Source organism: Paenibacillus sp. P22, assembly GCF_000469945.2.
Classification (GTDB): Bacteria; Bacillota; Bacilli; order Paenibacillales; family Paenibacillaceae; genus Paenibacillus_O; species Paenibacillus_O humicus.
Genome location: NZ_CBRA020000231.1, coordinates 1 through 11926 on the forward strand (window position 1 = coordinate 1; position 11926 = coordinate 11926).

Below are 11926 nucleotides of genomic sequence, written 5' to 3' on the forward strand. Positions count from 1 at the left end.
GCAGGGAGGCGATCGCAAGGGCGATGACCTCGGCATCCGCTTCGGCCGAACGTCTCCGACCAGCTCGACGCCGGTCTGGAAAAACTCCGCATCCCGTCCCGCTTCGTTCTCGAACGCACCGCCAGCCGGGTAGACGGTGGCCGTGCCGGTCCGGCTTGCCCCGCCGCCTGCGGAACGCACGCCTTCCTTCGTCTGGACGACGGTCCGGATGGAGCCGTCCTTCTCGAAGTGGAGCTCGTCGATGCACATGCTCCGAAGATTCCCTTCTCCGGATATGGCCTGATTATGGTAGAACAAATACCATTGCCCCTTGAACTCCGCGACCGAGCCGTGGGTGGTGGAGCATCCGGTCGGCTCCAGGAAGATTCCACCGTACGTCCAGGGCCCGAGCGGATGGCGGCTCGTCGCATAGTGCATCCGGTTGTTGTCATGCAGATTGTCGGCATAGGTGAGGTAGTAGATTCCTTCCCGCTTGAACACCCAAGCGGCTTCATGAAAATCCTCCAGCCCTTCCATATCCGCCATGGCGCCCTGGATGGACATCATGTCCTCTCCCATCTCGCCGCCCTGGCACTTGCCGCCGCCGCCATAATACATATAGGAACGGCCGTCGTCGTCGGTGAACACGCAAGGATCGATCATGGCAAAGCCGCCGAGTCCCTCGATATATCCCCGGTCGACGAATCCCCGCGCCGGCTCGCTGCTCGTCGCCACCCCGATCTTCCACGTCTCGTTCCACCGGGAACCGCTTGGATGGGGGTAATAAAAATAATAGGTTCCATCCTTGCATGCGGCGTCCGGCGCCCACATGAAGCCGCCCTCCGGCCGTCCCCAGGAGACGTCCTCGGAGCGGAGAATTTCGCCCTCGTCGATCCAGTTCGCCATATCGTCCGATGAGAAGACATGGTAGCGGTCCATGAGATCGCAGCCTCGGGCCGGATCCATGTCATGGGAGGCATATACGTAGATTCTGCCGTCTCCCCATGCGTGGGCGGACGGATCCGCCGTATAGATGGAGGTGATGACGGGATTTCCCGCCGTTTTTTTTGCTGCGTCTTTGGGATGGCTCATGCCGAATCCTCCTCGATTTGCTGTTGTCCTTTCATGCCGCGGCGCATGCCATCATCTTACCGCGGTGCCGGACATGCTCGAAAGGAGGCATCCTTAAACTTTGCAGGGGTTCCTTGGCCGCTGTGCCGGGCTTCAAGCCGAAAAGCCGACTCACTCCCGCTTCTCTGTTCCCTCGGCGGCTTCATCCCCCGGTTCACCGGCAGGCAGAATAGGGTGGCGGATCGTAATCTTCGTCCCTCTGCCTTCCCCGGTGTCGATCCTGAGCTTGTAGTCGTTCCCGAAATACAGCTTCAGCCGTTCGTTGACGTTGCGCAGCCCGACGCCCGGCCGCTTGCCTTCCCCGCCGACAGCTCCGTCTTCCCCGTCGTCCAGCTGCCGCAGGACGGAGTCGGGGATGCCCCTGCCGTTGTCGGAGATCGCGATGACCATATCTCCCTCCTCGATATGCCCGGAGAGAAGCACCTTGCCTTTGTCGAAGTTGCCGCGGATGCTGTGCTGGATGGCATTCTCGACCAGCGGCTGCAGCAGCAGCCTCATGAACGGCAGGGCGAGCATCTCCTCGTCGAAGAAATAGACGACCCGCAGCGGCTGGCCGATGCGCGCCTGCTCGATCTGCACGAACGCCTTCACCTGCTCGACTTCGCGGCCGACCGTCGTCATGTCCTTGCCCTGGTTGAGGCTCAGCCTCAGCAGATTGCCGAGCGCCGACACCATCTCCCCGATGTCGCTGCGGCCGTGGTTCTCCGCCTTCCACCGGATGGACTCCAGCGTATTGTAGAGGAAATGCGGGTTGATCTGATGGCTGAGCACCTGGAACTCCAGCTCCTTCTTGTTGCGCTCGGCCCGGGTCGACTGCTCGATCAGCCCCTCGATCTTGCGCAGGATGCTGCTGAAGCCCCGGTACAGCCAGCCGATCTCATCCTGGCGCTTCTGATGCGGAATGGCGAGCTTGAAGTCGCCCTCCTCCAGCCTGCGCATGAGCCGCACGAGCTGGAAAACCGGCTGGGTGAAGGTCAAGGTGATGTAGGCGACGACGCCGACGGAGCAGACGAGGTAGGCGATGAGGAAAAAGACAAGCAGCCGGTTCAAGTCCTCGACCGGCTTGGTCAGGGCGCTCATCGGCGTCAGGCTGACGATCGTCCACGGCAGGCTCTCCATATTGACGAACGCAGCCAGATTCTCCTTGCCGTGCAGGGACAGCCGCAGCTCGCCTTCCGTATGGATGCTGCGCTGCTCTGCGAGCTTCGCCGACTCGAAGATCTGCCCGGTCGTCTCGTTGCGGGAGGAGTCGAAGAGCACCTCTCCGCCCTCGCCGATAACGAGAAACTTCTGCCCTTCCAGCTGCTTGGTCGGCGAGAAGAAGCGGCTCAGATGGCTGTCGGCCAAATCGGTGACGACCAGCCCGCGGGGGACGCGGTCATGCAGCCCGGTGAACGTCTTGACGTAGACGAGCAGCGGGCTGCCGCCCGGCCCCTCATGCAGCGACAGATGCCAGGTCGGCACCGAGCTTTCCCTCGCCCCCGCGAACCAGGCCTCTGCGCCGATGCCCGTCGATTCTCCCAGCGTTCTCATATAGGTCGGATAAGCCTGCAGCGGCAGCGGGTAGACGCGGAGCTGGAGGGCGTCGATCTGCTTTTTCTTCTGATAGACGAGATTCAGCATGTTGACCGCGAAGGCTTCCTCATCCTGCGCGCTGGCCGGCGGACGCTCCAGCAGCGTCTGCAGCGTCTTGTCGCCGATCAGGTCGTTGATCTGGTCGTTCAGCTGGCTCAGGTAAGCCTCCACGTTTTTCTGGGCCTGCTCCAGATACCCCATCGAGAACGTCTCGTTCGCCTTCTGGATGCCTTCGACCGACTTGGTGTACGCGTAGGAAGCGAAGAGGATGAACGGCACGATCGTGATGGCGAAGAAGATCAGGATCATCTTGTTGCGGAATGAGGAGCCCAGCTTAAGCGAAGCCTTAATCATCCAGAATTCCCCGCTGTCTCCGGTATTCCTTCGGCGTGATGCCCGTCTGCTTCTTGAACAGCTTGGTGAAATGCACCGGGTCCTTGTAGCCGACCTGGTAGGAAATCTGGTAGATTTTGAATTTCACGTCTCCGAGCATTTCCTTGGCCCTCGCCATCCGGATTTCCGTCAGCGCCTCAAGGAATGTCTTGCCCTTCTCCTTCTTGAACAGCTTGCTCAGCCAGACGGGCGTGACATGGACTTCCTCCGCCACCGCCTGCAGCGACAGATTGTCCCCGAACCTCGAGGCGATGATCTTCTCCGCTTCGTGGACGATCTGGCTCGTCGGCTCCGTCATCCGCCGAAAGTCGGCCGCCATCGAGAGCAGGACGGTCTCCGCATGCTCCTGCAGCGACAAGAGATTGTCGTAGAGCTCCAGCTGCTCCCACAGCGCGATGGGATCCTTCTCCCAGGTGCGGTCCGCCCAGCCCGCCGCGGAGGCGGCCCGGCAGATGCCCATCAGCCACTTGAACAGCTGCTGCTGGATATCCTTGAGGGTCGCCAGCTCCCAGCCCTTCACCATGTCGACGAAGCCGGCCATCGCTGCCGTGATGTCCTGATCGGAGCCGTAGCGGACGAGATCGAGCGCGTCCGCGGGCTCGCGGATGGACAGCGGGCCTTCGTGCCGGCTCTCCTCGTCCATCGTCTCCGTGAACAGCCGGTTGCCGCCGTAAAGCGCCTTCTGCTCCAGCCACTCGCCGCATTCGACGTACTGGGCATGCAGATGGCTCCAGTCCTTCGGAACGCTCGTCAGGGCGATGCTCGCCTTCACCTTGACGAACTGGTTGATCCGCTGCAGGCAGACGCCCGCTACGGCGAGGCTCTGCTCCGGATGCCGCCCGTCCCGGCTGCCGAGGACGGCGATCCAGCGGTCGCCGGAATCGGTGAACAGCGTGAACTCGCCCGGGTATTCCTCCTGCAGCGTCTGGCTCATCACGTTGCCGATGCCGAACAGGATCAGCTCCTTCTCGGACGGAAAGCTTCGCTGGGAAGCGACGGCCTTGAGATCGTCGGGCTCCGCCATCAGGAGCATGAGCGGCGTCTTCTCGAGCCATCCCAGCTGAAGCGCCTTAAGCCGGTGCAGCACGCGCGTCTCCCGGTAAGGATCATAGTCGCTCTCCACGATTTCCCGCAGCAGCTCCTCGCGCAGCTTCGGCATCGCCAGCCGCATCTGGTCGTTCATCAGCTCGCGGCTCTGCTTGTCCATCCGCTTGCCGACGATGAGGTCGACCGCCCTGCGCACGATCCGCTCCAGCTCCTCCCTGTTGATCGGCTTCAGGATATAGTCCATCGCCGACAGCTGCATGCCCTGCTTGACGAGCTCGAAATCGTCGTAACCGCTGATCAGAACGGCCTGCCAGTCGTAGTCCGGCACTTCCCTGAGCGCGTCCAGAAGCTCCAGTCCCGACATCCGGTTCATCTTGATGTCCGTAATGATGAGATCCGGCCTCGCTTCGGCGGCCATCGTCAGCGCCTCGTCCCCATCGTCCGCCACCAGCACGGTGCCGATGCCGAATTCCGACCAGGGAATCCTTCGGCGGAGGCCTTCGCGAATCTCGTATTCGTCATCCACGATCAATGCGCTGAGCATCCTATCATCCTCCAGACTTCGCACGCTGATTTGTTTTCGCGCCCAGATAGTCGTCGATCTGCCTCTGCACGTCGGCAATGACCTTGTCCAGGCCGTTCCTTTCCTGAAGCGCGATATAGGCTTCCACGGATGGGCCGACATCCTGGACCATGCCGTATTCGATCGCCTTCCCCTTATCCTCGTAGCTCTGATCGCGCGCGGCCAGCTTGGCGCCGATGCCCGCATCGCTGATGAACAGCCCTTCCACGGGCGACTTCACGTTCATCGGCTGCTCGGCGAAGCGCGTCTCCTCTTCCCAGAAGCCTGCCGGATACGTAGCGGTCGGGCGCATGAACGCCGGCTTCCAGAACGCCCATTGGCCGCCCCAGTCCATATAATTGCTCGTGGCGAACCCCATGTTGCCGGGATAGACCGCCGTGTCTCCCTCCAGCTCGTACGTCTTGCCCTCGATGCCGTAAATGACGAGATCATAGAGCGTCCGGTCCGTCTCCATCATGTCCAGGAAGCGGAGCACCCGGTCGGGATGCTCGGAGTTGCGGTTGATGGCGGCCACGTTCGCGATCGGAGAACGGTTGATATACCGCTTGCCGGGATACATCAGCGACATCTGCTGGCGGTACGAGCCGTCCGAGAAGCCCGGATCGGCGGCGTAGGCCCATTCGTGGGAAGTGATGGTGAACAGCATCTTCCCGTTCCTCCACTGGTCGGCGGCGCTCTCTTTGTCGATCGTCGCGTCGCGGTTGAGGATGTTGTCGTTGTACCATTTCCGGCTCATCTCCGCAGACTCCAGGTAAAACGGCTGCTCCTCGATCGCCCGCACCTTCACCTGCGGATCGCCGTAATAGAAGCCGAGGCCGTGGAAGCCGAGGTCGACCCACTCCTCCCGCATCATATAGAGAGGCAGCGGAGACGTCCGCGTGAACTTGGCGTCGGGATAGGCCGCCTTCAGCTCATGCAGGAGCACATCGACGTCCTCGACCGTCTGGACGGAGCCCGGGCTGCGGCGGATGCCGGCCTTCTCGGCGAGATCGGAGCGCCAGCCGGCGTAGAAGCGCTGGTTCATCTTGATCGTCCAGGGCAGGGCGATCACCTCGCCCTTCACCGTCGTGGCGGACAGCGTGTCCAGATCCTTGTATTTTTCGTACAGGCGGGGAGCGTACTTCGGCAGCAGCTCGTTCAGGGGCAGGTAGGAACCGCGCGCCGCCATCTGCTGATAGGAGTTGTCCGAATCGAAGTTCAGATCCCAGCGGTCGCCGGCGGCTGCCATCACGAGCAGCTTGCCCGGCATTTCCGGCCAGGGGATGAAGTTGACGTTGAACTTCACGTTCAAGCCCTTGGACTTGACGTAGTCGCTAACCGCCGTCCACACTTCGTCGGTCGCGGCTTTTTTGTCGCCGCCGAAGTAGAACTTGAGCGTGACCTCCGGCTCGGATGCCGGAAGCTGCGGTTCCCGGGCAGCGTGGCCGTCCGGGCCGCGGGCCATATAGACGGACAGGCCGGCCACGATGAGGAGAACGCAGGCAGCCGCTGCGAGTTTGCCTAGCTTGGTCGCGAACATGCGCGCGGGCCCTCCCTTCGGAATGGAATATGAAAACAGGCGCCGGACGGCGCCTTATCGAGTATGCGCTTTCATTTCAGATCGCTTCCCGTTAATGATAGCTCCGCTTCGTCGTTCCGACAATGAGGCGATTGCAAACAATCCCGTCTGATCTTGGCGGATTCTCCAGATAAAGTTCAATAGACGAATTCGATCCCTTCCGCTCTTCATCAGGCAAGCGGGCTTTCGCGCTCCAATCTGTTCGCTGCCGCCGCGCAGAAAGGACTGCTCCCTGGAGCCCCGAGGCTCTGCGGAACAGTCCTTTTCTTTTTCTTCCCTTCAGCCCGAAGAGTCCATTCCCATCCTCGCCGCTACTTCAGCGCCGCCGCCAGCTCGGTTGTCTTCTTGTTCCAGGCCTCGGTCTCCGGAATAAGGTCGTTGATGTCGCGATCGCCGAACACGATGTCGTTGACGATGTTGTTGTAATTGTACTCGTTCCAGCCGGGGACGGTCAGGCCGGGCTGGATGTAGGCGTTCTTCTGGGCGATCTTGACCGCCTCGATGTTTTTGCCCTGCCAGATCGGAGCCTGGTCGTAATAAGCCGTCAGCTCGGGATCGACGACCGAAGCGTTCGCGCCCTGGTCGATCTTCCACTTCTGGGCTTCCTTGGTGAACTGGAAGCTGAGCCAGAGGAACGCCTCCTCCTTATGCTTGGAGCCGGACAGCAGCGCGAGCGGGCCGTAGATGGAGTAGCCCGGCTGGCTCACCTTGCCTTTAGGGAACGGCAGCACATCCCAGCTGAACGCCGCCTTCTCCTTGAGCGTCGGCAGCACCCAGTCGCCGCCGATCGCGAAGCCGGTCTTGCCGTTGATGAACTCCTTGGTCACGCCGCCGCTGGCCGCGGCCGCCGCCTCGCTCTGCATCGAGCCGTCCTTCGTCACGAACTCGCGCAGCCATTTGGCGTCGTTGATGACATCCGGGGTGCTGAGCAGGCTTTGCGTCAAATCCTTGTTCATGTACTGCAGATTGTCGGCATGGCCGTCCGCGATCGCCTTCGTGCTGAGCAGCCGCATCTGGATCTCGGGCTGGGTCGTTACGCCGTATTCGCCCGCATCCGGATCGGTGATCTGCTTGGCGACGTCGCGGAAGTCGTCGTACGTCCAGTCGTTGCCCGGCATGTCGATGCCGTGCTTGGCGAGCAGGTCCTTGTTCACGAGCACCCACATCGGCACGTCGACCATCGGGACGGCGAGCTTCTGGCCCTTGAACGTCATCGTGTCGAAAAATCCTTCCGGGAACTTGGCGTTTTTGAAAATGTCGCTCTTGTCGATGTACGGCGTCAGATCCTCGATCAGGCCGTTCTGCTGGAACGTGATGAGGTCGGAGTCGATCTCCGTGACATCCGCCGGCGTGCCCGCCGCTTCCTGAGCCGCGATGATCTCCATGATCGGCTGGGAGTTGACGGGAATCTGCTGGATCGTGATCCAGGGGTATTTCCGGTGGAACAGCTCGTAGAGCTCGTTGTAGGAATCCTTCCACGAAATGAACCTCAGCGTGACGGGATCATGCTTCTCTTCCGCGCCGCCTCCGCCGCCTGCCGCGTCCGTATCGGCCGCCGTGCTCGGAGCCGGGCTTCCGGAGGCAGGAGCGTTGTTCGCGCTGTTGCCGCTGCAGCCGGCCAGAACGAATGATAAGGCGAGCACCGTGCCGAGCACGGAATGAATCGTTTTTTTGCTGGTCATCTTGGATATCCTCCCCTGATAGGAACCGTAATTGAACGGATGGCTTGAACGCCGAGCAAGGCGAGCCGAATTCGGGCGGCCCCTGGGGCCGCTGTCGAACCCGGATTTCTTGAGTTCCCCTTGAAGAAGGGAGAAATCCGCGCGTCTGCGGCGGGCGCTCGGCGTTTTTCGGAAAACCGGCTTCGCGAGCAGGCGGGCAGTCTCGGGCTTGAGCTTGCCCGCAGCTCCGGCTTCATCAGCCATGCTCGGCCGCATAGAACGGAAACAGCACGTCCGCGCCGGACGAAAGCGCATCCCTCCCTTCAAGGCGCCTGCCCCGATTCATTCCACGATTCCCGTCCGCTCGATGCCGGCGACGAACCAGCGCTGCAGCACCATGAAGAGGATCAGCGGCGGCAGGATGATGAGGAAGGCGGCAGCCATCTTGGTGCCTTCCGTCACGGGATTCGTAATGAAATGCGTGTTGCCGAGCAAGGACGGGTTGAGCACGTCCTCCAGATTGTCGAGGCGGATCGACAGCGGCGTGAAGCCGTTCGCGAGAAACATGGACGGCTCGTAGTACATGTTCCAGTACCAGATGAACGAGAACAGGAACACGACGAGGCAGGCGGACTGGGCGAGCGGCAGCATGATGCGGAAGAACAGCCGGAACGAGGACGCCCCGTCGAGCTTCGCCGCCTCCTCCAGCTGGCCGGCTGCGCGCGGAAGAACTGGCGGAAGATGAGGATGAACAGCGCCCCCTTGAGCCCCTGGCCGAACAGCGCCGGCACGAGGAACACGAACAGCGTGTTGAGCAGGCCGAGCTTGCTGAAGATGACATACAGCGGAATGATGATCACCTGCGGCGGGATGAGGAAGGTCAGGATGACGAGCGCCGTGATCAGCCCCTTGAACGGCACGGCGAGCCTCGCCAGCGCGTACCCCGTCATGGCGCAGCAGCGTCTCCGTCTGGAACAGCGTGCCGTCCATATCGAAAATGACCGCCTCGGGCCTATACAGCTTGTTGATGCCGATATCCTTCGCCATGCTCCCACCCTTTGCCTGATTGATTGCCATCATCATACGGGAAGCACCCGCAATAGGCAACCTACCATTTGGAGGCGTCGATGTCTCCCGGCTTCAGCCCTTGCCATACGTTGGGAATGCTGGCCGCATCGGGATCGTCGAACACGAGGAACGCGGTCGGCAAATACCGTTCGCCGTGCTGGGAAGACGGATTGTTGACAATCTCTCCGCCGTTGACCAGCACGGTGGACGAGCCGCCGTCGAGATTGGCCGCAATGACCGCGCCGCGATCCAGCAAAATCTTCTGCACGTCGTACAGATCAGCGCCGATGCTGTAGCCCGGCTGGCGGCCGTCGATGACGACGAACAAGATCGATCCGTCCGCCTTCTGGCCCATCGCGGTGCGGGGAGCGATGCCCCAGCCGTCGGCATGGTTTTTGACAAGCCCCTTGCCGTTCACGATGATGCGCGGCTGGAACGTGACGCCTTCCTGAATGCCCAGGTCCTCCAGCTGCTTCAGCGTGTAATGCCCGGCGATCATCTTGCCGCTCTTGTCGAGGCCGACGATCTGGGTGCTCTTGGATTTGTCGAGATCCTGGTAGAGCACCTTGCCGCGGGAAATGACGACGCCGATCGGCTGGAAGCCGTTGCCCTTCCAGTTCGGGTCCGCGAAGCCGCCGGCGTTGACTCCCGCGATCGCACCGTAGCGCTTCACCATGCTCGTGACCTTTTCCCCCTTGCCCTTGGCGGCAGGAATGCCGAGCCTGATCTTGGTCGGATCGCTGACCGTCATTACGAAGCCCTTGTAGGATTTGCCGGATATCGGCTCGACGGAGACCAGCTCCTTCGGCTTGTCGGAAGCCGTCGACGAACCGGCCGGCCGCACGATCTCATGATGATCGGCCTCCTGGCCCATCTTGTCGAAGGACTGCTGGTAAGCGGCGACGCGCTTGTCCAGCTCCTCCTGGCCGATGAGATATTTGGCCCAGATGCGATGCTGCGTCGTAATCAGCGTATCCGCCGCCAGATAACGGTATTCGTTTCCGCTGGGAGTATAGAACAGCCATGCGGCCAAACCACCGGCTGCGACGATTCCGGCCGCGCCCAACATCAGGCACAGGCGGAACAGACTTGCGAAAAATCCCCGTTTCTTGCGGCTCCGCTTCTTGCGCGCCTTTGTGCGGGGAGCTAATTGAGCCAACGTCATCCCTCTCTCCACCATCATAGTCAACGACTCAGACGAAGGGAGCAGGGCGAAAGTTTCAGGAATATATGGAAGCCGCGCCGCTGCAGCCGGGCAGGCTCCCCTCTAGCCCTCCTTGGCTTCGGCTCTATCCGTGCGGAAGGAGCCGCTTCGCTGGCGGGAGGCGTAGCTGTGCAGAACCATTCCGGCCATGACGACGCCTGTTCCGATCCAGGAGACCGGAGAAGGATAGGCGCTCCCGAGCAGCAGCGTCTCCCCGCCCGCCGCGAACAGCACCTCCAGGGATTGGGTGGCCTCGACGGAAGCCATCTTCTCCGTGCTGCCTCGGGCCAGATCGGTGGCGTGGAAAAAGAGCACCGTAGCCGCCACTCCGGCAAACACGGCGATGAGCAGCGTCTGCAGCAGCTGGCCGCCGGACGGCGGTCCTTCCATCGTCCAGCCGAGAACGGCCAGCAGCAGCCAAAAAGGCAGGCTGGCAATCGTCATTCCCAGCACGCGCTGGTAGGCGTCCAGCCGGCCTCCGCACAGCTCCATCATCTTGCGGTTGCCGAGCGGATAGGCAAAGGAGGCCGCGGCGACGGCCAAGACCCCCAGCCATGCTTCTCCGCCGTGCAGCGGGCTCGCATATCCGATCTGCATCAGCGCTACACCCGCAAGGATGATCAGCGACAATGCCAATCCTCTCAGCGGAAGCTTCTGGCGCCTTCTGCGGGCTCCTTCCGCAGTCATGACCGTCTCATAGAAGAAAGGAACCAGCAGCGATCCCGATACGATCGTGATCTGCCACACCCCGGCCGTCAGCCAGCCGGGACTGTAGGCGGCCGCAAAGCAGATCGGGGCGTAGAACAGCCCGAAGCCGACAAAGCTCCACAGCAGCCAGCTGCCTGGCCTGAGCCTCATCTCCCGGAACAGGGGACGCAGCCTGCCTCTCGCGCCAACGAGAAGCAGAAGCAGCGGAACCATGAAGAAATATCGGAGCGATGCGCTCCAGAGCCAGCTGCCCCCCGCAAGCTCCATCCCGCGGTTGAGCACGAACGTGACCGCGAACAATAATGCCGATGCGGCGCCGAGCGCGATAGGACGCATGAAGGCCCTCCTCCCTTTCTGCAGAGCTCAATGCCTTACTGCTATTAAACCGCTTTTGGGCCGAGTAGGCCAGTGCCCGTTTCGCCCGTTCCGGCATAGGCTGTAACATCCTTAATCCATCGGAGGCATGCCTCATGTCATTTGTACCTGCAGGTCCCGACTACCCGTATCCGTACCCCTACCCTTATCCGTACCCTTATCCGCTCTATCCGGACGTTGTTCCTCTCCCTATTCCGTTCCCGATCGGCGGGTTCGGTCCCGGCTTCGGGCCTGGGTTCGGCCCTGGATTCGGACCGGGCTTCCACGGCCCCGGCTTCGGTCCCGGATTCCATGGCCCCGGCTTCCACGGCGGCGGTTTCCATGGCGGCGGCTTCCATGGGGGCGGCTTCCATGGGGGCGGCTTCCATGGGGGCGGACACCGTCCCCCTTCCATTTTCGACCGCTGATTTCTCTTGCCGTCCCAACAAAAAACGCCGGGGGCTTCCCCGGCGTTTTTTCCTATGTTCCTGTACATTCTCGGTTTCCGATATGTCGGTTTCGTTCAGTACACCTTCTTCTGGCCCATGTCCGCTTTGATGATTTCCACGGATTCCTTGAACCTCATCGCATGGACGATTTCCCGTTCGCGAAGGGCAATCTGTTCTTCGACCCCCGGCATGACGCGCAGCCGCAAAGACCGGACG

Annotated in this window: 9 protein-coding genes; 1 reads left to right on the forward strand and 8 read right to left on the reverse strand. The window is 61.6% G+C overall.

Annotated elements, in window-relative coordinates; translation table 11 throughout:
• The 8 genes from BN871_RS23965 to BN871_RS24000 all read right to left on the reverse strand — a co-directional run.
• Nucleotides 1-1071 (reverse strand): family 43 glycosylhydrolase (locus BN871_RS23965; protein ID WP_157060379.1); only part of this gene is annotated, 1071 nt, incomplete at its 3' end.
• 150 nt (nt 1072-1221) lie between these two features.
• On the reverse strand, nt 1222-3039 hold the full coding sequence (locus BN871_RS23970) for a sensor histidine kinase (protein WP_048749449.1): 1818 nt from the start codon (nt 3037-3039) through the stop codon (nt 1222-1224).
• On the reverse strand, nt 3032-4669 hold the full coding sequence (locus tag BN871_RS23975; RefSeq protein ID WP_048749450.1) for a response regulator: 1638 nt from the start codon (nt 4667-4669) through the stop codon (nt 3032-3034). Before BN871_RS23975 ends, BN871_RS23970 begins: the two co-directional genes overlap by 8 nt.
• Nucleotides 4670-4673: 4 nt before the next feature.
• Nucleotides 4674-6227 carry an extracellular solute-binding protein gene (locus BN871_RS23980; RefSeq protein ID WP_053087040.1) on the reverse strand — a complete coding sequence of 518 codons (1554 nt, stop codon included), beginning with the start codon at nt 6225-6227 and terminating at the stop codon, nt 4674-4676.
• Between the two features lie 350 nt (nt 6228-6577).
• Complete coding sequence (locus BN871_RS23985; RefSeq protein WP_198158099.1) at nt 6578-7948, reverse strand: ABC transporter substrate-binding protein; 1371 nt, start codon at nt 7946-7948, stop codon at nt 6578-6580.
• A gap of 321 nt (nt 7949-8269) precedes the next feature.
• Complete coding sequence (locus BN871_RS23990) at nt 8270-8974, reverse strand: ABC transporter permease subunit (RefSeq protein WP_053087041.1); 705 nt, start codon at nt 8972-8974, stop codon at nt 8270-8272.
• A 61-nt stretch (nt 8975-9035) separates the two neighbouring features.
• The gene (locus BN871_RS23995) at nt 9036-10160 is read right to left on the reverse strand and encodes a phosphodiester glycosidase family protein (RefSeq protein WP_048749454.1); all 1125 of its coding nucleotides are present in this window, start codon (nt 10158-10160) and stop codon (nt 9036-9038) included.
• 102 nt (nt 10161-10262) lie between these two features.
• A complete protein-coding gene (locus tag BN871_RS24000) occupies nt 10263-11243 on the reverse strand; it encodes a multidrug resistance efflux transporter family protein (protein ID WP_048749455.1) in 981 nt (326 codons plus the stop codon).
• A 134-nt stretch (nt 11244-11377) separates the two neighbouring features.
• Here BN871_RS24000 and BN871_RS28015 point away from each other — a divergent pair, with 134 nt between their 5' ends.
• On the forward strand, nt 11378-11689 hold the full coding sequence (locus BN871_RS28015; RefSeq protein WP_157060380.1) for a hypothetical protein: 312 nt from the start codon (nt 11378-11380) through the stop codon (nt 11687-11689).
• The last annotated feature ends 237 nt before the right edge of the window (nt 11690-11926 follow it).